This window comes from Curtobacterium sp. PhB191, assembly GCF_004346515.1.
Lineage (GTDB): Bacteria > Actinomycetota > Actinomycetes > Actinomycetales > Microbacteriaceae > Curtobacterium.
The window spans coordinates 176029-197803 of record NZ_SMBV01000004.1; the positions used below are offsets into that span (position 1 = coordinate 176029).

25 protein-coding genes are annotated in these 21775 nt (G+C 72.9%); 15 read left to right on the forward strand and 10 right to left on the reverse strand.

The window, feature by feature from the left end; all coding sequences use genetic code 11:
- The first annotated feature begins 137 nt into the window (after positions 1-137).
- From EDF48_RS08610 to EDF48_RS08630, 5 genes are read left to right on the forward strand one after another with little or no spacing between them, the layout of a single operon-like run.
- Positions 138-1358 (forward strand): alanine racemase, encoded by a 1221-nt coding sequence (locus EDF48_RS08610; RefSeq protein WP_165932357.1) that lies wholly within the window; start codon positions 138-140, stop codon positions 1356-1358.
- On the forward strand, positions 1358-2203 hold the full coding sequence (locus EDF48_RS08615) for an IclR family transcriptional regulator (RefSeq protein WP_131879380.1): 846 nt from the start codon (positions 1358-1360) through the stop codon (positions 2201-2203). The genes EDF48_RS08610 and EDF48_RS08615 overlap by 1 nt, the downstream gene beginning before the upstream one ends.
- Positions 2200-3177 (forward strand): sugar kinase, encoded by a 978-nt coding sequence (locus EDF48_RS08620; protein WP_131879382.1) that lies wholly within the window; start codon positions 2200-2202, stop codon positions 3175-3177. Before EDF48_RS08615 ends, EDF48_RS08620 begins: the two co-directional genes overlap by 4 nt.
- Before the next feature lie 55 nt (positions 3178-3232).
- Complete coding sequence (locus EDF48_RS08625; RefSeq protein WP_123938569.1) at positions 3233-3892, forward strand: bifunctional 4-hydroxy-2-oxoglutarate aldolase/2-dehydro-3-deoxy-phosphogluconate aldolase; 660 nt, start codon at positions 3233-3235, stop codon at positions 3890-3892.
- A complete protein-coding gene (locus EDF48_RS08630) occupies positions 3889-5562 on the forward strand; it encodes an amidohydrolase family protein (RefSeq protein ID WP_131879384.1) in 1674 nt (557 codons plus the stop codon). Before EDF48_RS08625 ends, EDF48_RS08630 begins: the two co-directional genes overlap by 4 nt.
- A gap of 101 nt (positions 5563-5663) precedes the next feature.
- Here the strand turns inward: EDF48_RS08630 and EDF48_RS19410 are convergent, their stop codons facing one another.
- Entirely contained in the window at positions 5664-6065 is a 402-nt protein-coding gene (locus tag EDF48_RS19410; protein WP_235035960.1) for a Rid family hydrolase, read from the reverse strand.
- 226 nt (positions 6066-6291) lie between these two features.
- Between EDF48_RS19410 and EDF48_RS08640 the strand changes: the two genes are divergently transcribed.
- Positions 6292-7533 (forward strand): hypothetical protein, encoded by a 1242-nt coding sequence (locus tag EDF48_RS08640; protein ID WP_131879386.1) that lies wholly within the window; start codon positions 6292-6294, stop codon positions 7531-7533.
- Positions 7534-7666: 133 nt separating this feature from the next.
- On the opposite strand, the gene EDF48_RS08645 is transcribed toward EDF48_RS08640, so the two are convergent.
- The 3 genes from EDF48_RS08645 to EDF48_RS08655 all read right to left on the reverse strand — a co-directional run bounded on the left by EDF48_RS08645 (position 7667) and on the right by EDF48_RS08655 (position 10407).
- On the reverse strand, positions 7667-8158 hold the full coding sequence (locus EDF48_RS08645) for a pyridoxamine 5'-phosphate oxidase family protein (protein ID WP_123292028.1): 492 nt from the start codon (positions 8156-8158) through the stop codon (positions 7667-7669).
- A 360-nt stretch (positions 8159-8518) separates the two neighbouring features.
- Entirely contained in the window at positions 8519-9148 is a 630-nt protein-coding gene (locus tag EDF48_RS08650) for a hypothetical protein (RefSeq protein WP_131879388.1), read from the reverse strand.
- 149 nt (positions 9149-9297) lie between these two features.
- The gene (locus EDF48_RS08655; RefSeq protein WP_243698067.1) at positions 9298-10407 is read right to left on the reverse strand and encodes an LLM class flavin-dependent oxidoreductase; all 1110 of its coding nucleotides are present in this window, start codon (positions 10405-10407) and stop codon (positions 9298-9300) included.
- An 88-nt stretch (positions 10408-10495) separates the two neighbouring features.
- Here EDF48_RS08655 and EDF48_RS08660 point away from each other — a divergent pair, with 88 nt between their 5' ends.
- A complete protein-coding gene (locus tag EDF48_RS08660; protein WP_131879390.1) occupies positions 10496-11404 on the forward strand; it encodes an SDR family oxidoreductase in 909 nt (302 codons plus the stop codon).
- A gap of 50 nt (positions 11405-11454) precedes the next feature.
- Here the strand turns inward: EDF48_RS08660 and EDF48_RS08665 are convergent, their stop codons facing one another.
- Positions 11455-12246 (reverse strand): NRDE family protein, encoded by a 792-nt coding sequence (locus tag EDF48_RS08665; RefSeq protein WP_131879392.1) that lies wholly within the window; start codon positions 12244-12246, stop codon positions 11455-11457.
- Positions 12247-12309: 63 nt separating this feature from the next.
- Between EDF48_RS08665 and EDF48_RS08670 the strand changes: the two genes are divergently transcribed.
- From EDF48_RS08670 to EDF48_RS08700, 7 genes are all read left to right on the forward strand, one after another.
- On the forward strand, positions 12310-13584 hold the full coding sequence (locus tag EDF48_RS08670) for a bifunctional phosphopantothenoylcysteine decarboxylase/phosphopantothenate synthase (RefSeq protein WP_131879575.1): 1275 nt from the start codon (positions 12310-12312) through the stop codon (positions 13582-13584).
- Between the two features lie 29 nt (positions 13585-13613).
- Complete coding sequence (locus tag EDF48_RS08675; protein WP_123938564.1) at positions 13614-14012, forward strand: hypothetical protein; 399 nt, start codon at positions 13614-13616, stop codon at positions 14010-14012.
- On the forward strand, positions 14009-14800 hold the full coding sequence (locus EDF48_RS08680) for a DUF2071 domain-containing protein (RefSeq protein WP_165932358.1): 792 nt from the start codon (positions 14009-14011) through the stop codon (positions 14798-14800). Before EDF48_RS08675 ends, EDF48_RS08680 begins: the two co-directional genes overlap by 4 nt.
- 141 nt (positions 14801-14941) lie before the next feature.
- A complete protein-coding gene (locus EDF48_RS08685) occupies positions 14942-15592 on the forward strand; it encodes a GntR family transcriptional regulator (protein ID WP_131879396.1) in 651 nt (216 codons plus the stop codon).
- A gap of 186 nt (positions 15593-15778) precedes the next feature.
- Complete coding sequence (locus tag EDF48_RS08690) at positions 15779-16234, forward strand: MarR family transcriptional regulator (protein ID WP_111084361.1); 456 nt, start codon at positions 15779-15781, stop codon at positions 16232-16234.
- A 412-nt stretch (positions 16235-16646) separates the two neighbouring features.
- Positions 16647-17414, forward strand: coding sequence for a hypothetical protein (locus EDF48_RS08695; RefSeq protein WP_131879398.1), 768 nt, complete (start codon positions 16647-16649; stop codon positions 17412-17414).
- A 92-nt stretch (positions 17415-17506) separates the two neighbouring features.
- The gene (locus EDF48_RS08700; RefSeq protein ID WP_243698068.1) at positions 17507-18673 is read left to right on the forward strand and encodes a low temperature requirement protein A; all 1167 of its coding nucleotides are present in this window, start codon (positions 17507-17509) and stop codon (positions 18671-18673) included.
- Between the two features lie 166 nt (positions 18674-18839).
- Here EDF48_RS08700 and EDF48_RS08705 read toward each other — a convergent pair whose 3' ends face one another.
- Genes EDF48_RS08705 through EDF48_RS19080 form a run of 4 tightly spaced genes read right to left on the reverse strand, consistent with a single transcriptional unit; the run spans position 18840 to position 20514 of the window.
- On the reverse strand, positions 18840-19148 hold the full coding sequence (locus EDF48_RS08705) for a hypothetical protein (RefSeq protein ID WP_123938560.1): 309 nt from the start codon (positions 19146-19148) through the stop codon (positions 18840-18842).
- Positions 19145-19783, reverse strand: coding sequence for a hypothetical protein (locus EDF48_RS08710; RefSeq protein ID WP_123938559.1), 639 nt, complete (start codon positions 19781-19783; stop codon positions 19145-19147). The genes EDF48_RS08705 and EDF48_RS08710 overlap by 4 nt, the downstream gene beginning before the upstream one ends.
- Complete coding sequence (locus EDF48_RS08715) at positions 19780-20334, reverse strand: RNA polymerase sigma factor (protein ID WP_111084365.1); 555 nt, start codon at positions 20332-20334, stop codon at positions 19780-19782. Before EDF48_RS08715 ends, EDF48_RS08710 begins: the two co-directional genes overlap by 4 nt.
- Positions 20335-20343: 9 nt before the next feature.
- Positions 20344-20514: a hypothetical protein gene (locus EDF48_RS19080; protein WP_165901117.1), complete on the reverse strand. Its 171-nt coding sequence runs from the start codon at positions 20512-20514 to the stop codon at positions 20344-20346.
- 103 nt (positions 20515-20617) lie between these two features.
- Here EDF48_RS19080 and EDF48_RS08720 point away from each other — a divergent pair, with 103 nt between their 5' ends.
- Positions 20618-21283 (forward strand): MOSC domain-containing protein, encoded by a 666-nt coding sequence (locus EDF48_RS08720; RefSeq protein WP_123292016.1) that lies wholly within the window; start codon positions 20618-20620, stop codon positions 21281-21283.
- On the opposite strand, the gene EDF48_RS08725 is transcribed toward EDF48_RS08720, so the two are convergent.
- Positions 21284-21658: an MmcQ/YjbR family DNA-binding protein gene (locus EDF48_RS08725; RefSeq protein ID WP_123292015.1), complete on the reverse strand. Its 375-nt coding sequence runs from the start codon at positions 21656-21658 to the stop codon at positions 21284-21286.
- Positions 21659-21775: the final 117 nt, after the last annotated feature.

Sequence of the window (21775 nt, forward strand, 5' to 3'; positions counted from 1 at the left end):
GTGCCGGGTCGCGGGGGGATCGTGTCAGGAGGTTCCGCGATCGTGTTGTGCATTGCAGAATGATGCGCACCAGCGCGTTGCCCTGCGGGTCCGCCGAGCGGGAGCGTGGAGGCTGCGCGACGACAGGAGGCTCACCGATGACCGACGCCGACCCGACGACCGGGACCGTGACCACGAAGGGCGCCTGGGACCCGGCAGCGGGCACTCCGCACCACGTCCTCGACCGCGCCCACCTGCCCGTGATGACCCTGCGCGAGTCCGCCCTGGCGAACAACACCGCCGTCATGCAGGCCTACGTCGACCGCCACGGGCTGCTCTTCGCACCGCACATGAAGACGCACATGGCACCCGACCTCGCCGCGCGGCAGATCGACGCCGGAGCGTGGGGTGTGACGGTCGCGTCCGTCCAGCAGGCGATGGTCGCGTGGGAGCACGGCGTGCACCGGATCCTGGTCGCGAACGAGGTCCTCGACCCCGCCGGCCTCGCCTGGCTCGCGTCGCGACGCACGGTCGACCCGGACGCCGACGTCCTCTGCTACGTCGACTCCGCCGCGGGCGTCACCGCCGCCGTCGCCGCGCAGGGCACCGTCGCCGGCGAGCTGCACGTCCTGGTCGAGCTCGGGTTCCCGGGCGGGCGCACCGGGGTCCGCTCCCCCGACGACGCGCGTGCCCTCGCGCTGCTCGCCCACGACGCCGGGCTCGTGCTCCGCGGTGTCTCCGGGTACGAGGGCGGGCTGCCCGGCGTCGACGCTGCCCGCGAGTACGTCGCCGGCGTGCTCGACGTCGCCGAGGACGTCCGCGGGCTCGTCGACGGTCGCGGGCTCCTCAGCATGGGCGGCAGCGCCTGGTTCGACGCCGTCGTGGACGCCGTGGCGCACCGCACCGACGACCTCGACGTGCTGCTGCGGTCGGGTGCGTACCTGACCCACGACGACGGCTTCTACGCCGAGCGCACGCCGTTCGGCCGGCACCCGGCCGAGGGCTCGCTCGTCGCCGCGATCGAGGTCTGGGGACGCGTGACGTCCTGCCCGGAGCCCGGGCTCGCGTTCGTCGCCGTGGGAAAGCGCGACATCTCCTTCGACGAAGGGCTGCCGGTGGTGCGGTCGGTGCGGCCGACCCTGCCAGGAGGCCCGGCGGGCGCCCCACAGGTCGTCCCGCCGCCCGGGGCGGTCACCGTCACCCGCCTCGACGACCAGCACTGCTACCTCGCGCTGGCGGACGGTGCCCCCGAGCTGACGCCCGGCGACGTCGTCGTGTTCGGCATCTCGCACCCCTGCACGGTGTTCGACAAGTGGCGACAGGTGCACGTCCTGGCCGACGACGACACCGTGCTCCGGACGATCGCGACGTGGTTCTGATGCGCGCGACCACCGCGGCCCCGGTGCCGACGGACGGCGACGGTCCTGCCCGGAACGCCGCACTGTCCCTGCGTCGCGGGCTCCGCCTGCTCGACTGCATCGCCGACCGGACCCGCAGCGGCGCGGTGTCCGTCAGCCTGTCCGTGCTGGCCGCCGAGCTCGGCACCTCGAAGTCGACGGTGCTCCGCCTGACGGCCCCGATGCTCGAGAACGACCTGCTGCGCCGCACCGCGGACGCCGGGTTCACGCTCGGCCTCGGTGCCCTGCTGCTCGGGCAGAGCTACCTCGAGGGGATCGACCTGCGCTCCGCCGCCGCACCGTTCCTGCGTCGGACGGCGGAGCAGACCGGGCTGACGTGCCACCTCGTCGTGCCGGACGGCACCGACATCGTCTACGTCGACAAGGTCGAGACCCGCGGCACCGTCCGCATGGGCTCCCGGATCGGGAACCGCCTGCCGATGCGGAACACGGCGTCCGGCAAGGCGATCGTCGCGTTCGGTGAACCGGAGCTGCTCGACCGGGTGCTCGCCGAACCGGCCCAGGTCATGACGGAGCACACCATCACCGACGACGACCGCTGGCGGCACGAGGTCGACCGCACGCACGGACGGGGGTACGGCATCGACGACCGCGAGAACGAGCCGGACATCCGGTGCGTCGCCGCCCCGGTGTTCGACCACGCGAACCAGGTGGTCGGCGCGATGAGCATCTCCGGGCTGGCCTCGCGGTTCCCCGCAGCGGCGGTCCGCGAACTCGGCGACGGCGTCGTTCGGACCGCCCACGAGATCTCCGTCGCGCTCGGGTCCTCGTCGGCGCAGCTCGCCCTCGCGCGGGGTGCCCGGTGACCGGCACGGTGCTGACGTTCGGCGAGACGATGCTGCTGCTGACCGGGCGCGACGTCGGCGCGGTGCCGGACCTCGAGCACATGCGGGTGGACACCGGCGGCGCGGAGAGCAACGTCGCGATCGGCCTGGTCCGCGCCGGGGTGCCGGCCACGTGGATCGGTCGGGTCGGCACGGACCCCGCCGGTGACCGGGTCGCCGCCGACATCGGTGGGGAGGGCGTCGACGTCCTCGCGGTCCCCGACGCCGAGCGATCCACCGGCATCATGATGAAGGAGCGGCTGCTCGACGGCCGCACCCGGGTGACCTACCACCGCCGTGGTTCGGCCGGCTCGGCGTTGGCCGCGACGGACCTGCCCGGCAGCGTCGTCGAGACCGCTGCGCTCGTGCACGTCACCGGGATCACCCTCGCGCTCTCCGAGTCCGCACACGACACCGTGACCGCAGCGCTCGACCGGGCCGCCGCCGCCGGTGTGCCGGTGTCGTTCGACGTCAACCACCGGCCGAAGCTCATCGGCGCCGACGCTGCACGAGACCGGTACCGAGCCGTCGCAGCACGGTCCGCCGTGGTGTTCGCCGGCGACGACGAGGCCCGACTCGTGCTCGACCGCGACGAACAGGACGACGACGAGGAGTCACTCGCGCACGACCTCGCCGCGCTGGCACGGGGCCGCGCGGTCGTGAAGCTCGGCTCCCGCGGCGCCGTGGCGTCGATCGACGGCGTGTTCGTCCGTCGGCCCGCGACCCCGGTGCGCGTCGTCGACCCGGTCGGTGCCGGTGACGCGTTCGTCGCGGGCTGGCTCGCGGCGAGCATGGGCGGAGCGGACGCCGCCGAGGCGCTCGACCGGGCCGCCGACGCCGGCGCCCTCGCCTGCACCGTCGAGAGCGACTGGCGCCGACCGGACCCGGCCGCGTTGCACCACGCCCCGGACCCGTCGGACACCGACCACACCGTGCACGACCACGTCGACCGCTGACACCGCGTCCGCCGACACCGTGTCCGCCGAACACCAACACTCGAGGAAGCGCACCATGACGAACGACACCACGAGCACCGAGCAGCACGCCGGCGCACGGCACCGCCACCAGGCCGGACCGGCGATCGCGATCCTCCGCGGCGGCACCGGCGACCACGTCGAGGACGTCATCGCCACCCTGGTCGAGTCCGGCGTGACGGCGATCGAGATCACCACGAACACCCCACGCTGGCGCGAGGGCATCGCGTGGGCGGTGGAGCGGTACGGTTCCGCGGCGTCCATCGGCGTCGGCACGGTGCTCGACGTCCGCCAGCTCGACGATGCCGCCGCCGCCGGCGCCTCGTTCGCCGTAAGTCCCCACCTCGACGCCGAACTCGGCGAGCGCGCGCACGAGCGTGGCCTCGGCTGGTACCCCGGTGCCGCGACCCCGACCGAGATCGTCCACGCGTGGCGGCTCGGTGCCCGCGCGGTGAAGGTGTTCCCGGCGGCGCAGCTCGGCGGCCCCGCGTTCCTGAAGCAGGTCCTGGCACCGCTCGACTTCGTCGACGTCATCCCGACCGGGGGCATCGGGGTCGACGACGCCCCGGACTACCTGGCCGCCGGTGCGGTCGCCGTCGGACTCGGGTCCCCGCTCGTCGGCGACGCGCTGACCACGGGCGACCTCGACGCCCTGCGGGAGCGGGCCGGCCGCCTCGTCGCGGCGCTCGACCGATGACCACCGGCGATCCCGAGCACGTGACGGGCTCCGAGCAGCCCACCGGCGAGCAGTCCGCCGGCGGCGGCGTCCTGCTGCGCGGCGGGTCGGTGCTCGGTGCGGACGGGGCCCCGGTGCACGCCGACGTCCTCGTCGCCGACGCTGTCATCCGCGCCGTCGGTGCCGACCTGGACGCCCCTGCCGATGCGCACGTGATCGACTGCGACGGACGCCTGGTGCTGCCGGGCTTCGTGGACGCGCACTCGCACGCCGGGTCGCTCGTGTTCGACGAGGGCGTGCAGCTCGCGCTCCTGAGCCAGGGTGTGACCACGATCGTGACCGGACAGGACGGCGTCGGACCGGCACCGGGTGACGGTTCGTACGCCGACACGTACTTCGCCGCCATCGACGGCCCGCACCCGACGTACCGCGGTGGCGGGGTCCACGGCCTGCTGACGACCTACGACGGCACGACCCCGATCAACGTCGCGACGCTCGTGCCCGCCGGCACGGTCCGGCACCAGGTCATGGGCGACGACCCCGGGCCGGCGGACAGCGCGCAGCTGGCCGCGATGCGGGAGCTCGTGCGCGACGGCCTCGCGGACGGTGCGGTCGGCCTGGCGACGGGGCTCGACTACGTCCCCGGCCTGTTCGCCGGCACTGCAGAACTCGCTGCGCTCTGCACCGAGGTCGCTGCCGTCGACGGCCTCTACGTGTCACACATGCGCGGTGGTTACGAGGGGAACGCCCGCGCCGGCCTCGACGAGATCGCCGACATCGTCCGCGCGTCGGGCGTCCGCGCACACGTCTCCCACCTGCACGCGCCCGTCGACCTCGCGGTGACGGCACTGGCCGAACTCGAGGCCGAGGGCGCCCCGATGTCGTTCGACGCCTACCCGTACTCGCGCGGCTGCACGATCCTGTCGATGCTGCTGCTGCCCGCGGCCCTCGCCCGCCCCGGCACCGAGGATCTCGCCCACGCGATCGCCGACGACGAGGGTCGCGCCGCGGTCCGGGCGGCCGTGCTCGACCGCGTGCTGTCCCGCGCCGACCTCGGCACCGGCTGGGCGGAGCAGATCACGCTGTCGCACGTGCCCGCCGCCGAGTTCCACGCGCTGCAGGGCCGCACCCTCGCCGACGCCGCCGAGGCGACCGGGACGGATCCGGTGGACCTGGCCCTGGACGTCCTGGTCGACTCGGCACTGCAGGTCACCGCCGTGATGCGCGTGCCCCGTCCCCGGACTGCCGACGACCTCGCGCCGCTCTTCCGGCTGCCCGGGCACACGGCCGGGTCCGACGGCATCTTCGTGGGAACGCATCCGCACCCGCGGGCGTACGGCACGTTCGCACGCTACCTGCAGGACTTCGCCCGCACGGGACTCCTGACGTGGCTCGAGGCCACGCGGCACCTGTCCACCACGGCGGTCGAGCGACTCGGTCTCGGTCGACGGGGCGCAGTCACCGTCGGGGCGGTCGCCGACCTGGTGGTCGTGGATCCCGATCGGGTCGCGGCGCGGTCGTCCTACGACGAACCGATGCGCCTGGCCGAGGGCATCGACGACGTCCTCGTCGCCGGCGTCCCCGTGCTGGCCGACGGCGCCCTGACGCACGAGACCCCCGGTGCCGGGCTGCGTCGCCACCCGGGTCGGATCGACCACGGGCAGGGAGCAGCGGGCACCGGGGGTCGGTGATCCAGCGCGGCCGGTGACACAGCCGAGCCGGTGACGCAGCACGGTCAGCGACGCAGCACGGTGCCGCGGCTCGGTGAGGCTTCACACAGCCTGCACCGACGTCACGAAGCGCTCGGCAGCACCGCCACGACGTCGATCTCGACCAGGATGTTCGCCAGGTGCGACTGCACGGTGGTGCGGACCGGGTACGGCTGCGAGAAGTGCTTCGCGTACTCCTCGTTGAAGGCCGGGAAGTCGCGGTCCGAGTGCTCGAGGTGCACCGTGGACTTCACGACGTCGTCGAGGGTGGCACCGTGCTCGGCCAGGACCGCTGCGACGTTGGCCAGCACCTGCGCGGTCTGACCAGCCACGTCGTCGGCGATCGCACCCGTGGCGGGGTCCTGCGGGCCGAACCCGGCGGTGTAGATGAAGCCGTTGGCGACGATGCCCTGGCTGTAGGGCCCGGCGGGCTTCGGGGCGTTGTCGGTCACGATGGCGGTCTTCGGCGCGGTGGGGTTCGGCACGGTTGCTCCTGTGGTTCGTCGGTCGTGGGCGGACTCCAGGCTAGGCGGAAGGCCGCCTCGAGAGCCGACCACGCACCCGACCGATTCCGTATTGCAGAACGCAGGGCGGGCCTCCCGTCCGGGGTGCCGCACCGACCACCCAGGTGGAGGGCGACTACCCTGGCCGGGTGCCGTCCTCCCTGCCCGAACGCCGCCGAGCGCGCACGGGCTCGCGCCGAGCACGCGCATGAGCCGGCTCGACGGCGCGGTCACCGGGACCGCCGCGACCGGACGGCGCCGCGCACTCGACACCGTGACCTCCCTGCCGGCGTGGGCGGCCGTGCTGCTCGTCTGGACCGGCGGCCGGATCGTGTCGACGCTGTGGCTGGCACTCGCGTACCCGCTCATCGGACGGGCGATGCCGGACAACGCCATCTGGGGCAACGGGCACGGCTTCACGGCGTTCCTCACCGCCTGGGACGGCCAGTACTACGAGCAGATCTCGTTGCACGGGTACCCCAACGTGCTGCCGCTCGACACCGTCGGCAACGTGGCACAGAACGCCTGGGCCTTCCTGCCGGCGTTCCCGTTCACGATCCGGATGCTCACCGCATCGACCGGGCTGCCGTTCACCGTCGGTGCCCCGCTCATCTCCGTGCTGGCCGGTCTGCTGGCGACCTACCTGCTGCACCGCCTGGTCCGCGACCGTGCGGGCAACGCCGCCGCGATGTGGGCAGTCTTCTTCTTCACGTGCGGGCCGCTGTCGTTCCTGCTGCAGGTCGGGTACGCGGAGAGCATGTTCCTCGCGCTCACGTTCGGCGCGCTGCTCGCCCTGGAGCGTCGCCGGTACGGGCTGCTCACCGTGCTCGGGGTCGCCGCTGCCTTCACCCGTCCGGGTGCGTTGGCGGTCCCGCTCGTGCTCGGGGTCATCGCCCTGGTGCGGTGGGTCCGGGCTCGCCGTGAGACCGGGCGGGTGCTCGACACCTTCCCGCTCCGCGAGCAGCTGCAGGTCGTGGCCGCCGGTGCCGTGATGGTGGCGGCGGGCCTCGCGTGGCCGGTCATCGCGTCGCACGTGACCGGCACGCCGAACGCCTACCTCGAGACCGAGATGTCGTGGTGGGTGAACTTCATCGGCCGCGTGGACTTCGTGCCCTTGTCGCCGTGGTTCCTCATCGCCGGGCGCTGGCTCGGCGTCGGCGGGGTCCTGATCGTGGTGTTCCTGCTCGTCGGGTTCCCGATCTGGCTGCTCCGCCGGTCGACGAAGCGGCTCGGGTCGACGACCGTGCTGTACTCGGCCGCCTACGCGCTCTACATCTTCGCGGTGTCGCTGCCGATGGCCTCGACCCCGCGGCTGCTCATGCCCCTGGCGCCGTTGTTCGGCTCGCCGGAGCTCGTCGCGAAGCCGTGGATGCGGTGGACCTTCGTCACCGCGGCGCTGGCCGGGCAGCCGGTGCTCGTCGCGGTGCTCTGGCTGCTCGGGCCTCCGTAGCGAGGACGGGGACGCCGGCAGCGGCCCGACGACAGCTCCGACTCCGAACGACGAGACCGACGTCGTACGACATCGGTCCGGTCGTTCGGAGTCGGTTCGAGCCGAGCCGAGCCGAGCCCGCCCCGCCCCGCCCCTACAGCTCGACGGTCCCGTGGTCCCCGGTGTCCGGCTGGCTCTGCTTGCCGAGTGCGGCCTTGAGCGTCTGCACGAGGCTGCCGACCGGGCCGGTGTCCTGCGTCCAGTACTCGACCGAGTCGCCCGACACGGTGAGGAGTCGGATCGAGGGGTCGTCGCGGCCGTCCGGGAACCAGGCCTCGGCGAACGGTGACCACAGCTCGTCGATCACGGCACTGTCCTGCGTCACCGTGGCGGTGCCGGCGATGGACAGGTAGCCGCCCTGCGACTCGATGGAGACGTTGACGTGCGGGTTCCTGGCGATGTCGTCGACCTTCTCGCTGCCGTCCTGCACCAGGAAGCGGAGGGTCCCGTTGAACGCCTTGTCCTGCACGGCGAGGGGCCGGGCGTGCAGCTGGCCGTCCTCGCTCACCGTCGTCAACAGGGCCGTGTGGGCGCCGTGGACGATGTCCGAGATGGCGGCGCGCTGGTCGGTCTGCGTGTCGGTCATGATGCTCCTTTGCGTCGTGCGCCCCACCCGTCCCGACGTTCGACCGCGGGTCCGGCGGGGCCGTACCGTTCCCGCCAGTGTGCCCCTCGACGCTGGGCGCGTCCGGCACGCGGCAGCACCACCCCGACCGGGAGGCCCGCGCCGACTCCCCCGGACACGTCCGGCCACGCAGGTGGCCGGTCCGCAGTGCCCGCACCCGGTCCGGCGCGCTCCATGCGTCCGCACACAGCGACACTCCACCAGACGATCACCGCGTGCATCGTCGGAACATGCACACGCACCGGATGCATGCGCAACGAGCGACACTCCACGAGTCGATCCGGTGGTGGATCGACGGAAGGTGCACCCGTACGGAACGCGTCAGGCGGGCTCGCGGATGGTGGTCTCGACGTCGACGACCTGCGGCACCCGCGGCATCGACGCGAAGCCGAACGCCACGGGCGGGTCGAGCGGTGCCAGGGTGCCGAGGGGCTCCCCCGCCCAGGTCCCGCGCACGCCGGTGACGTCGTGCGCGCCGGTCACGCCGTAGTACTCGCGGCGTCCGTTCCCCGCCGAGCCGGCGGTGCCGGATCCGGGCGCGACGAGCCGGGCGATCGGGTCGATCGCGGCGAGCCACCGCGGGTCGCGGGCGATCCGCTTCGGTACGACGCGCAGCACCCGGCCGAGCGGTGAGATCGTGCCGACGTCGACCGAGACCTGCAGGGCGCCGGCGTCGAGCTCCAGGCCACGGGCCGTCCGTCGGGCCCGGACGTCGACCACGGACACGGTGTCGAACCGGTAGGTGCCGGAGACGTAGGCGGCGACGATCTCGTCCGGCGCGAGCAGCACGCTGGTGCCGTCGGGGAGCTCGAGGAACACGTCGGTGAACGCCCCGAACGGCGAGCGGTCCCACATCCCGACGACGATCCGGACGCCCGAGGTGGTGCCGACGCCCATGATCCGGCCGCGGAACCGGCGCTCGACGGGTGGGGTGCTGGGGCGTGACGGCATGCCGTGGACCGTACCCGGCACGCCCGTGAGCCGGACCGACGGAGCCGACCCGCGCCTCCCGGCCGACGGGTGCGCGAAAGCGACAGATCGCCGCGAACGTTCCGCGGCGATCTGTCGCATTCGCGGGGTAGGCCCGCCGGGCTGACCGCCTACGGGACGGGGACGGGCTCGGCGAGCAGCTCGCGCACGCGCGGCGCGACCCGGGTGCCGTAGAGCTCGATGGACCGCAGCATGTCCTCGTGCGGCAGACGACCGGTCGCGTAGCGCATGTCGAACCGCGAGGCGCCGAGGATCCGCATGTTCCGGGCGATCTTCCGCGCCACGGTCTCCGGCGAGCCGACGTACAGCGAGCCACCGGCGGACAGGCCCGCGTGGTACCCGGCGACGTCGAGGGGCGGCCAGCCGCGCTCCAGGCCGAGCTGGTCGGTGACGGCCTTGTGGTACGGCCAGTAGCGCTCGGCGGCTTCCTCGTCGGTCGCCGCGACGAAGCCCGGCGAGTGCATCGCGATGGGCTGCTGCGGCAGGTCGAGCTGGGCGAGCGCCTGACGGTACAGCCGCGAGAACGGGGCGAACTGCGCCGGCTGCCCGCCGATGATGGCGAGGAAGAGCGGCAGGCCGTACGACGCCGCACGGATCACCGACTGCGGGGAACCGCCGACGCCGATCCAGGTGGGGATGGCGCCGTGCTCGAGCTTCGGGAAGACGTCCTGGTCGACCAGGCTCGCGCGCTTCGTGCCGGACCAGGTGACGGCGTCGCCGCCGCGCAGGGCCGCCCAGAGCTGCAGCTTCTCCTCGAACAGGACCTCGTAGTCGGACAGCTCGTGGCCGAACAGCGGGAACGACTCGGTGAAGGAACCGCGCCCGAGGATGACCTCGGCGCGGCCGTCCGAGATCGCGTCGACGGTGGCGAAGCGCTCGTAGACGCGCACGGGGTCGTCGGACGACAGCACCGTGACGGCGGAGCCCATCCGGATGCGGGAGGTCGAGGCGGCGATCGCGGCGAGGACGACCTCGGGTGCGCTCACCACGAAGTCGGCGCGGTGGTGCTCACCGACGCCGATGAAGTCGATGCCGACCTGGTCGGCGAGGACGGCCTGGGCGACGACGTCGCGGATGCTCTGCGCGTCGGACTTCAGGCTGCCGTCAGCGAGTTCGGTGACGTCGCCGAAGGTGTCGATGCCGAGCTCCACGCGTCCGATCCGCTCGGGTGCGGGCGGCGGGACGTCCGAGGGGCGGTCGGTGCCGAATGCGTTGCTCATGGTTCCTCCTGGTCGCACTTCCATGCGTTTGCATCAAACTAGCACGGCCGAGCCGTGATGGCCAGCGCCCGCGTGTACGGTCGCCCGCATGCCGAAGCTCCCTGACCAGACCGGACGCAGGATCGTCGTCACCGGCTCCAACAGTGGCACCGGGAAGGAAGCCGCGACCCGTCTCGCGGCCGCCGGCGCGAGCGTCGTGCTCGCCGTGCGCACGACCGCGAAGGGCGATGCCGCCGCGGCCGAGATCCGTGCAGCCCACCCGAACGCCGACGTCGAGGTGCGCGAACTCGACCTCGCGGACCTGGCGAGCGTGCGCCGCTTCGCCGACGGCATCGTCGGCGAGGACCGCCCGATCGACGTCCTGGTGAACAACGCTGGCGTCATGGCGCCGCCGCAGCGCTTCGAGACGGTCGACGGGTTCGAGCTGCAGTTCGGCACGAACTTCCTCGGTCCGTTCGCGCTGACGAACCTGCTGCTGCCCTCGCTGCTGCGTGCCGAGGCACCGCGGGTCGCGACAATGTCGAGCCTCGCCGCGATCCCCGGCCGGATCCGCTTCGGCGACCTGCAGTGGGAACGCGGGTACAACGGCTGGCGCGCCTACGGCCAGTCCAAGCTCGCCGACCTGCTCCTCGCGCTGCACCTGCACCGACTGACCGTCGAGGCGGACGTCCCCCTCGTCAGCACCGCGGCGCACCCCGGCTACACCCGCACGAACCTCCAGTCGGCCGGGCGCTCACTCGGACGCGCGAAGCCGGTGCGGTCCAACAACCGCGCGCTCCCCTTCACGCAGGCGGTCGAGCAGGGCACCGAGCCGCTGCTCTACGCCGCGGTCGGCCCGAACGCGGTCGGCGGCACCTACTACGGCCCGGCCGGCCCCTTCGGCCTGACCGGACCGACGACCACCGTCTCGATCCCCGGGTCGGCACGGAGCGCCGACCTCGCCCGCTCGCTCTGGGCCGTCGCCGAGGACCTCACCGGGACACACCCGCCCCTCTGAGCGCGGGGCGCGGCCGGGAGGCCCGTGGCGCGTCCGGTGCGCCGCCCGCGTCAGGCGCGGTGCAGCTCCACCGACCCGTCCAACCGTCCGGGTTCGGTCAGGCGGGCGTGCTGCAGGACCGTGCGGTCCGGACCGATCGCCGCGGCGACGATCGACAGCGTCGTCATGTGCCCCTCGGCCTCGTGCGCGTCACGGAGGATCGCGTCCGGGTGGTCGCTCGGCAGCACAGCAGACTCGGCCAGGACGCCGAACCAACCGCTCCACCCGTCTCCGGCGTCGTCGCCCGCGTCCACCGTCCGGAGTTCGTCGAAGGGTCCGAGCACCGGTGGCCCGACCGGGGCCTCCGCGGCGCGGAAGGCCTCGAGCCACCGCCCGATGCGCGGCGCCGCCGGGTCGTCCGGTTCGCCGTGCGTCACCATGTGCACGCCCGGGCCGAGCTCGGTCGTGCGGACCCGTGTGCCGTCCCAGGTCAGGACCGCGGCGCCGTCGGCGGTCACCCGCACCAGGTTGAACGCGCGCGTGGTCGGCAGCGTGCCGTCGTGTCCGGGCAACAGGTCGTCGGCGACGGCGTCGACCGGCACCACCCCGCGGGTCGTCCACGTGCCGTCGACACTCGGCACCGGTTCGCCGCGGTTGAGCACGACCGCCAGTCCGGCACGGTCCGAGGCAGCGAGCCACGCACCGCCGGCAGCACGGTCACGGACACCACGGACCCCGGGGTCGCGATCGGGCCACCACGCAGCAGGCGGGTCCCACGGACGCTCGGGTGACTCGTCCCGCAGGGCGAGCACGGTGACGGGCCACGCGGACCCGGGGTCGACGCGGACGACGACGGTGCACATGCCGTCGATCCTCGCACGTGCCCCGGTAGCGTGAGCGGCGTGAACGCAGCAGCAGAGCGCGGCCTGACCGTCATCGTGGGGATCACCGGGGGCATCGCCGCCTACAAGGCCGTCGGCGTGGTCCGCGACCTCGTCAAGCGCGGGCACGAGGTGCACGTCGTCCCGACCGAGGGGGCGCTGCGCTTCGTCGGGCTGCCGACGCTCGAGGCACTCAGCCGCAACCCCGTCACCACGAGCGTCTGGGACGACGTCTCCGAGGTCCGCCACGTCGCCCTCGGCCGTCGCGCGGACCTGGTCGTGGTGGCCCCGGCGACCGCGGACTCCCTGGCACGGATGGCGAACGGCCTGGCGAGCGACCTGCTCGGTACGACGCTGCTCGCCACCGACGCCCCGGTCGTCGTCGCGCCGGCGATGCACCCGCAGATGTGGGAACACCCCGCGACCCGGGCCAACGTCGCCGTCCTGCGCGAGCGGGGTGTGCACCTGGTCGGACCGGTGGTCGGCGCGCTGACGGGCGACGACGCCGGCATCGGCCGGATGGCGGAACCCGAGGACATCGTCGCCGCGGCGCTCGCCGTGCTGGACGACCCGGCCGGTGCAGGCGCGGGGCGTCGCGCCGGCACGGACGGGGGGACGCAGTCCGGCGCCGGGGCCCGTGGCGAGCAGGGCGACCTGTCCGGTGTCCGCGTGGTCGTCAGCGCGGGCGGCACCCGCGAGCCGTTCGACCCGGTGCGCTTCGTCGGCAACCGGTCGAGCGGTCGGCAGGGCCTGGCGATCGCCGCCGACGCAGCGGCGCGCGGCGCCGTCGTCACCGTCGTCGCCGCGAACGTCGAGGCCGGCCTGACCGTGGGCATCGACGCGACCGTCGTGCCGGTGGGGTCAGCGCTCGAGCTCGCCGAGGCCGTGCACGCCGCGGCGGTCGATGCCGACGTCGTCGTGATGACCGCTGCCGTCGCCGACTACCGTCCGGCCGAGGTCCTCGCCGAGAAGCTCAAGAAGGACGCCCAGGGCGAGCGGATGACGCTCGAGCTGGTGCGGAACCCCGACGTGCTCGCCGACCTGGTGGCGGCGCGGCGCACCGGGCAGGTCATCGTCGGGTTCGCCGCCGAGACCGAACCCGACCGCGACGCCCGCATTGCACTCGGGCGCGCGAAGATCGCCCGCAAGCCCGCCGACCTGCTCGTCGTGAACCACGTCGGCTGGTCGGCCGGGTTCGAGCGCGAGGAGAACGCGATCGAGGTCCTGGTGCCGGGCGGCGAGGTGGTCCGCGAGACCTCGGGCACGAAGGCCGAGGTGGCGGCGGCGGTCCTCGACCTCGTCGCGACCGCACTGACCTGATTCCGAGGACGGGCGAGCACGATGGGGGCATGCGACGACGTGAGCGGATCAAACGAGCCACCCGGACTGCCACACTGCTCGCGGTGCTGCTCGGCGGGGCCGGCGTCACCCACTTCCTGCAGCCGCGCCACTACGACCGGATCGTGCCGGACACACTGCCACCGCGGCTGACGACGGTCGCGTCCGGCGTGGCCGAACTCGGCATCGCCGCCGGGCTCGTGTTCCCGGCCACTCGCCGGGCCTCGGGGTGGGCTGCAGCTGCTCTGTTCGCCGCGGTCTTCCCCGCGAACGTGAAGATGGCGAACGACCTGCTCGACAGCCCGCGCTCGACCCGGGCGATGCGCCTCGTCTCCGTGCTGCGGCTCCCGCTGCAGGCCCCGCTCGTCCTGTGGGCCGTGCGCGTCGGTCGGCACGCACCGAAGCGGTGACCCAGCCGTCCTGGACCCGTGCGGCCGCACCACTGCTGCACCGGCCGGTGACCCAGCACGCGTGGGACGACATCGTCTTCGCGCACTGGCGACACGACCCGGGCGCACTGGCGCGACTCGTCCCGCGGGGGACGCGCCCCGACGTTGTCGACGGCAGCGCCTGGGTGGGACTGACCGCGTACGTCTTCCACGAGACGCGGGTGCCGCCGTTCCCCTCCGCCGGCCGCCTCGGCCGCATGACCGAGGTCACCGTCGAGGTCCTGACCGTGGACGACCAGGGCCGACGCGGCGTCGCGTACCGCACCGTGGACACCGCGAACGTGCCGGCGATCGTGGCCGCGCACGCGCTGCTCGGCGTGCCGTACACCTTCGCGCACGCCCGGTCGCGCCGCCGCGGCGAGGTCGTCGCGCACCGGTCGGTCCGGCACCCCGCACGTGCACTGCACCCGGTGCGCTGGGCGCGGTCGCTGCGGCAGGAACGCCCCTCGGGCACGGCCAGACCCCGGCACGCGGCCTCGATCCGGGTCACCGCCGGTGACGTCGTCGACACGCCCCTGGCCGCCGAACTCACCACCCGCGCCGGCATCCACGCCCGGTACCTGGCCCAGACGCTGTTCTGGCAGCGACAGCACCCGCCGCTGACCGTTCGGGCCGCGCACCTCGACCGGCTCGAGGGGGACCTGCCCGACGCCGTCGGCATGCCGGGGCTGTTCGACCGGGCACCCGACTCGCTGCTCGTCGTCGACGGCACCACGGTGCGGTACGCCTGGGGTGGGGTCGTGCGGTGAGCGACCACGCCACGGACGATGCCGCCCAGGACGACCTCGACCGCCCCGTGACACGCGCTGAGCCGATCGGAACGCCGGTCTCATATCAGGTACGTTGATCGGTGCGCGTGCACTGACCGCGCCCCGATCGAAGGAGAACGCATGCCGGTCCCCCGCAGCGCCCCGACCGAGCACCAGCTGCTCCGCGACACCGTCCGGCACAAGATCCACGACGCGATCATGGACGGCACGCTCGTCCCCGGCGAGCGGCTCAACGACGACGAGCTCATCGCCTGGCTCGGCGTCTCCCGCACCCCGATCCGCGAGGCACTGAGCCAGCTCTCCCGCGCCGGCCTCATCGAGATGGCGCCGAACCGGTACACGCGCGTGACGACGCCGAACCCCGCCGAGGTCATCGAGGCGATGCAGACCCTCGGGGTGCTGTTCGGTGGTGTCGTCCGCCTCGCGGTCCCGCGCCTCGGCGCGGGTGCACGGAAGAAGATCCTCGCGCAGCTCGACAAGACGATCGCCGAGCTCGAGTCGCACGACGTCCCCGCCGTCAACCACGACTCGCTCGACGTGTTCGCGCTCTACGTCGCCGAGTGCGGCAACGAGAACCTGCAGCGCGTGTGCCGCGACACCATGGACGGTCTGGCCTTCCGCCTGCGCCTGCCGAACCTCGACGAGCTCGTCGACTGGGACCGCATGACCGCGGACTTCCGTCGGCTGCGCACCGCGACCGAGTCCGGCGACAACGTCGCCGCCGAGCTCGCGACCGAGGCGATCCACCAGCTGCCGGGCGAAAAGTACTGAGTCCGGCTGTACCGCCGTACAGGAACCCGCCCGTCTCGCGCACGCGAGGCGGGCGGTCCGCGTTCCACGGGCCTCCGGGACACCCCGTCCAGGCCTGTGACGGACGCGCACGACGCTCCCAGACTGCGGCTCCGGCGAGCCGATAGCATCGCTGGCGACCACCCGATCGCCCACCCGGAGCAGCACATGAGTCCTCGATCGACGGACCGTACCGAGGTCGCCGCACGTCTGGCCGCGGCGGTCGGACGGATCAACCGGCGAGCACGGACGGACTCGGCCTCGCTCGGGTACGGGATCGTGTCCGCACTCGCCACCATCCAGCGCGAAGGACCCCTGCGCCCGGGCGACCTGTCGCGGATCGAGGTGGTCACGAAGCCCACGATGACCCGCATCCTGACCGAGCTCGAACAGCGCGGCTTCATCGAGCGCGAAGCGGACCCGAGGGACGGCCGCGCCTTCATGGTCTCAGCCACCGACGAGGGCATCGCGGCGGTCGAACGAGCACGCTCGGACCGCACCGGCATCGTCGCCGAGCTCATCGCCGAGCTCGGTGAGTCCGACGTCACCGCGATCGCCGGAGCCCTCGACGCCCTCGAACGCGTCGCCCAGGGCGACCGCACCCAGGAACCTCACACGTTCTAGGTCCGAACCGGCCGTTACCGAACCGTTACCAACGGGTGGATGGACGGTTCTGCCAGCGATCCTGGACGCGTCATCCAGTCTGACGAGTCATCGTGTCGGCTTCGCCCGACGGCGGCCTCCCCAGGGCCGGTCGCGGCGGACGGACGGGCCCCACACCACCGTCCGGTCCTCCCCGGTTCGCCGGACTCCCCTGCTGCGCGCACCTCGACGCGCGCAGAATCGCTCACCGTCCCCGACGCGTCGCGCAGCCCGGAGTCCCGCACCACGAACCGCCCGACCACCGGAACCGATGCCAGGACACACCCCCGATCTCCCCACCACCACCGCCTCGACCCGACGTGAGGCCCTGAACTCCCCCAGCCGGCGTGTGCGCCGCGCCCTCCGCCACCGTGCGCTCCGACACCGTGCGACGTTGATCGTCGGCGGCGCCGCGGTCCTCGCCGTCGCCGGCGGTGCCCTCACGATCGGCACCCAGCCCGCCATCGGCGAAGCGCTCGGCATGCCGACCGGCACCGCGAGCGCGACCGCGACGGCCCAGCCCGCCCTGCGCGGCACAGCCCTCGACCGTGCCCAGGCAGCGGCGACCATCTCGACCGCGAAGACCGTGATGACGACGGCGAACGCCAAGACCGACACGGCCTCGCTCGAGCAGCACATCGACGCGCTCAGTGACTACCCGGAGCTGTCCGGCGCCGCGCTCACGACGCGCATCTCGTCGACCGTCGAGTCGACCGCGCACGTCGCGCAGGCCAGCGCCACGCAGGACAAGCGCGACGTCGACGCGAAGGCAGCAGCCGTCGCGAAGGCCGCCGCCGAGAAGCGGGCCGCCGCAGCAGCAGCGGAGGCCGCACAGAAGCTGGCGGCGGGCAACACCGTCGCAGGCGCCAAGGCGACGGCGACCTCGCTGGCGTCGTCCGAGTACGGCTGGGGCTCCGACCAGTTCCAGTGCCTCGACAACCTGTGGACCAAGGAGTCGGGGTGGAACTACCAGGCCGTCAACGCCAACGGCGGGGCGACCGGCATCCCGCAGGCGCTGCCCGGTTCGAAGATGGCGACCATCGGCTCCGACTGGCAGACCAACGCCACGACCCAGATCAAGTGGGGCCTGCAGTACATCAGCGCCGCGTACGGCACGCCGTGCTCGGCGTGGGCGCACTCGCAGGCGAGCAACTTCTACTGAGCGGCGCGGGCCGGCCGACTGGTGGCCCACGCACCTGCAGATCGAACGGCCCCGGGTACCGCCCGGGGCCGTTCGTCCTGTAGGCATGCCGGGTGACGACGATCGGACTGCGCCGGATGGCGCCCCGCGACCCCGCCGAGGGACACCGTGCCGCGAGCCCCCTGGAACTGCTGTTCGACCTGGTGTTCGTCGTCGCGGTGGGCTTCGCCGCCACCAACCTGCACGAGATCGAGACCGAGGGGCACGTCAGCTCCGCGGTGGTGGCGTACGCCATGGTGTTCTTCGCCATCTGGTGGGCGTGGCTGAACTTCAGCTGGTTCGCGACCTCGTTCGACACCGACGACTGGCTGTACCGCGTCACGACGTTCGTGCAGATGGCCGGCGTGCTCGTGCTCGCCGCCGGGGTGCACGCCGCCATGACCGAGGGCGACTTCACGGTGCCGGTGATCGGCTACGTGGTGATGCGCCTGGCGATGGTGGCGCAGTGGCTCCGCGTCGCCGTGTCGTCCTCGCGGTACCGCCGCACCGCACTCCGGTACGCCGTGGGCATCGTCGTCGTCCAGGCGCTCTGGGTCGGCATGCTCGCGCTGCCGCAGGGATCGACGGCGTGGGCGTTCCCCGTCCTCGTCCTGCTCGAGGTCCTCGTCCCGCCGATCGCCGAGGGCACGGGCGAGACGACGCCGTGGCACACGCACCACATCGCCGAGCGGTACGCGCTGTTCACCCTCATCGTGTTGGGCGAAGGACTCGTCGCCTCGGCGAACGCGGTCATCGACGGCATCGCCCAGGCCGACCACCTCGCGTCGCTGCTCGTGCTGGCCGCCGCCGGGCTCGTCATCGTCGCCGGACTGTGGTGGATCTACTTCTCGCGTGAGCAGCACGACCACATCGGGAACCTGCCGAGCGCGCTCGTGTTCGGCTACGGCCACTACTTCGTCTTCGCCGCCGCGGGTGCGCTGCCGGCCGGGATCGAGGTCGCGGTCAGCGCGGACGCCGGCGAGGCCGACCTGTCGCACGCCACGGTTGCTGCGACCGTGGCCGTCCCGGTCGCGCTGTTCGTGCTCGCGATCTGGGCGCTCGCACTCCGCCCGTCGCTGTCCGCCGGGTGGAACGCTATCGTCGTCGTGCTCGCCGTCGCGATCCTCGCGACGATCGCGGTGCCCGACGTCTCCCTCGTCGCGACCGCGCTGCTCGTCGCCGCGATCGTCGTGGTGCTCGAGGTCGCCGAGCGGCGGCCGGGGACGCACCGCGTGCGCTGAGGACGCGACCGGGGGTCGGACGGGAGGCCCGTGGCGGTGCCGCCACGGGCCTCCCGTCCGCCGTCGCCGAAGCGACAGAATCCCGCGAACGGTTCACGGGATTCTGTCGCTTCAGCGGGACGGTCCGTGCACGGTGACGGGACTGTGTCGCGTTGACGAGCCGGGTTCACCCCACCCGCGCGACCCGCACGTCGACCCGCGTGAGCGCCAGGCCGTGCGCCGACGCCGTCGTCAGGGCGACGTCGTGCACGGCGCGGGCGACCTCGGGCGCGGGGCGGTGTCCGTCGGTGCCGATGACGACCCGCAGGACGCCGTCGTCGACCACGATGCGTGCGGGGGCCGTGCTGGACGCCATGCCGCGGACGGCGCTGACCGTGCTGGCCACGGTCGGGCGGGCACGGTAGAGGTCGGTGACGCCGGGCACGTCGACCACGGCCTGTTCGACCGCGGCGACGGTGTCGTCGGTGGTGCTCATCGGATCCCCTCGGTGTCGATCTCGGTGCCGGTGTCGGTGTGCGGGTCGTCGGCGTCGGGCTGCGGTTCGAGCAGGTCGCGGACCACCACGTCGATCGACTCGACGACCAGGTCGGTCTGCTCGGCCAGCGCCTGGGCGACCCCGGTGCGGACCAGGTCCGCCGTCGCGACGATCGACGGGCCGGACATGATCGCGACCTCGACGACCACGCGGATCGGTGCGGCGAGTTCGGTGACGTCGCCCTCGAGCCGGCACCGGGCGACGAGGACGCCGGGAACACCGTCGCCGGTCCGGCGGATGAGCGATCGGATGGCTCCCTCGGTCATCACCGGGCGCTCCGACTCGGACTGCGCGCGGAGCGGGACGTCCCGTCCGGAGCGGGACTCCAACGAGATGTTGGCGAGCACGCCGCCGATCCACGACTCGTCGGCCGGGGCTTCGTCGCGGGCGGCGGCCTCGAGGGAGCCGAGCGACGCGTGCCGCACGCGCAGGATCGCCGCGAGGGCGTTCTGGCACGCGGGTGAGCCGTCGATGGTGGGGTCCGGCGGCTGCATGCCGGCGTCCAGGTAGTCGGCGAGCTCGTCGATGGAGTGGCCGTCGAGGTCGTCGAGTTCGAGTGCGTCGAGGTCGCTCATCGCCATCCCTCCATGAGTCGGATCATGTTCTTCCTCGCTCGGGACAGGAGTCCGCGGACCGTCGAGGGAGGCAGGTCGAGTTCTGCGGCGATGTCGTCGTAGCTGTACTCGAGCACCTCCTTCATGATCCAGCAGCGTCGTTGGGCTTCGGGCAGTTCAGCGAGCGCCGTCTCCGCCGCTTCCTCGCGCGAGCGGGCCTCGGCGACCCGGTCGGGAGCGTCGTCGGCGGGTGCGGCGACCTCGAGTTCGGTGACGTCGTCGTGGAACCGGCGGGCCCGGATGCGGTCCAGGCACTTCCGGCTGAGGATCCGCATCAGCCAGGACTTCACCTTGGCGTGGTCCTCGAGCCGGTCAAGGCGGTCCCACGCGGTGATGAAGGTCTCCTGCACGACGTCGTCGAGTTCGTCGGTCGATCCCAGGGTCCGACGGGCGTAGGCGCGCAGGAGCGGCGTGTAGCGGCGGATCAGGACCTCGAAGGCCCGGACGTCGCCATCGGACGACCGGCCGGCGAGGACCGCGTCGTCGAGCTCGGCGAGGGACTGGTGGTGCACGCTTTCCTTCTACTGGTGGTGGATGGTGTTCCGCTGGACGCGCTTGCGGACGGGGACGACCCGCAGCGGGCCGACCGGTCGGGAGCTGAGCGAACGGATCCGGGCCTGCACCAACCCGTGCGTCGGTGCGTGCCTGCCATGTGAGGTCAGGCGGACGGCAACGATGTCGTCGTCGAGCATGGGAACTCCTCGGTCGGACCACCGGGCATGGTCCCTCACCGGTGTGACGCACCGAACCGGCGGATCGTCACACTTCTCGTCACACTTGCGCCAGAGTTGTGGCATGTCGCTCGTCACCGCCGTCTGCCGCGTCGACCGCCTGCTGCCTGACTCCGGCACGATCGGCGTCACCGCCATCGACAAGCGTCCGGTCGACGGGCGGGTCCGGGTCCGACCGCTCGGGCTGTACGCCGACGTCCAGGCCGACCGGAAGCACCACGGCGGCGAGGACCAGGCCGTGTACGCCTACGCCGACGAGGACGCCGCGTACTTCGCCGCGTCGTTGGAGCGCGAGATCCCGCCGGGCCTGTTCGGCGAGAACCTGCGGACCACGGGTGTCGACGTCACCGGGGCCGTGACGGGCGAGCGGTGGCGCATCGGCGAGACGTTGGAGCTCGAGGTGACGATCCCGCGGATCCCGTGCGGCACGTTCGCGCGCCGGATGGGCGTCGACAAGTGGGTCCGGCGGTTCACCGAGGAAGGCCGTCCGGGCGCGTACCTGCGGGTCGTGAAGTCCGGCCCGGTGGCAGCAGGCGACCCGGTCGTCGTGACGTACCGGCCGGAGCACGGCGTGACGATCGGCGAGGTCTTCGCGGGGCTGACCCCCGAGCGTGCCCGTGCCGTGCTCGAGTCCGGGGAGCGACTCGCGCCGAAGGTCGTCCGCGACGTGTCGAAGGTGCTCGCCCGGTCCTCGGCAGCCGCCAGCTCCTCGGCAGCCGCCAGCTCCTGATCAGTCGCCGCGTGTCGGGTCGAGGGGCCGCTTCGCTCGGGGCAACCCGGCGACGACCAGGTCGTAGGCGTTCGCGACGAGGTCCTCGACCAGGGTCTCGTCGATGCCGTCACCGGGAGCGAGCGTGATCCAGTGCCGCTTGTTCATGTGCCACCCCGGTGTGATCTCGGCGTGGTCGCGGACGAGTGCTGCCCCGTGCGGCGGCGCGCACTTCAGGTTGACGATCGGCACACCACGGAGCTCGCTCGTCATCACGAACATCTTGTCGACGACCTTGTAGACCAGGGCGCCCTCGCCGAAGGGCTCGGTCTCGAACACCGCGGGCAGGCCCATCGCGGTGCGACTCGCGATCTCGTGCAACTGCGCGCCGTCCATGCACCCAGCATGCCCCAGACGCCCGACACCGCGGCTCGCGGACCGGACCTGTTCGGGGGCATGTCATGAGCGTCGTTCACATCGTAGGATCAGGTCGCCGCGTACCCGACGCGGCGG

Excerpts from the sequence above, each read along its gene's own strand:
- EDF48_RS08610 (WP_165932357.1), top strand. The coding sequence starts at position 138 with ATGACCGACGCCGACCCGACGACCGGGACCGTGACCACGAAGGGCGCC.
- EDF48_RS08615 (WP_131879380.1), top strand. The coding sequence starts at position 1,358 with ATGCGCGCGACCACCGCGGCCCCGGTGCCGACGGACGGCGACGGTCCT.
- EDF48_RS08625 (WP_123938569.1), top strand. The coding sequence starts at position 3,233 with ATGACGAACGACACCACGAGCACCGAGCAGCACGCCGGCGCACGGCAC.
- EDF48_RS08630 (WP_131879384.1), top strand. The coding sequence starts at position 3,889 with ATGACCACCGGCGATCCCGAGCACGTGACGGGCTCCGAGCAGCCCACC.
- EDF48_RS08640 (WP_131879386.1), top strand. The coding sequence starts at position 6,292 with ATGAGCCGGCTCGACGGCGCGGTCACCGGGACCGCCGCGACCGGACGG.
- EDF48_RS08645 (WP_123292028.1), bottom strand. The coding sequence starts at position 8,158 with ATGACCGACACGCAGACCGACCAGCGCGCCGCCATCTCGGACATCGTC.
- EDF48_RS08650 (WP_131879388.1), bottom strand. The coding sequence starts at position 9,148 with ATGCCGTCACGCCCCAGCACCCCACCCGTCGAGCGCCGGTTCCGCGGC.
- EDF48_RS08655 (WP_243698067.1), bottom strand. The coding sequence starts at position 10,407 with ATGAGCAACGCATTCGGCACCGACCGCCCCTCGGACGTCCCGCCGCCC.
- EDF48_RS08660 (WP_131879390.1), top strand. The coding sequence starts at position 10,496 with ATGCCGAAGCTCCCTGACCAGACCGGACGCAGGATCGTCGTCACCGGC.
- EDF48_RS08665 (WP_131879392.1), bottom strand. The coding sequence starts at position 12,246 with ATGTGCACCGTCGTCGTCCGCGTCGACCCCGGGTCCGCGTGGCCCGTC.
- EDF48_RS08675 (WP_123938564.1), top strand. The coding sequence starts at position 13,614 with ATGCGACGACGTGAGCGGATCAAACGAGCCACCCGGACTGCCACACTG.
- EDF48_RS08685 (WP_131879396.1), top strand. The coding sequence starts at position 14,942 with ATGCCGGTCCCCCGCAGCGCCCCGACCGAGCACCAGCTGCTCCGCGAC.
- EDF48_RS08690 (WP_111084361.1), top strand. The coding sequence starts at position 15,779 with ATGAGTCCTCGATCGACGGACCGTACCGAGGTCGCCGCACGTCTGGCC.
- EDF48_RS08705 (WP_123938560.1), bottom strand. The coding sequence starts at position 19,148 with ATGAGCACCACCGACGACACCGTCGCCGCGGTCGAACAGGCCGTGGTC.
- EDF48_RS08710 (WP_123938559.1), bottom strand. The coding sequence starts at position 19,783 with ATGAGCGACCTCGACGCACTCGAACTCGACGACCTCGACGGCCACTCC.
- EDF48_RS19080 (WP_165901117.1), bottom strand. The coding sequence starts at position 20,514 with ATGCTCGACGACGACATCGTTGCCGTCCGCCTGACCTCACATGGCAGG.
- EDF48_RS08720 (WP_123292016.1), top strand. The coding sequence starts at position 20,618 with ATGTCGCTCGTCACCGCCGTCTGCCGCGTCGACCGCCTGCTGCCTGAC.
- EDF48_RS08725 (WP_123292015.1), bottom strand. The coding sequence starts at position 21,658 with ATGGACGGCGCGCAGTTGCACGAGATCGCGAGTCGCACCGCGATGGGC.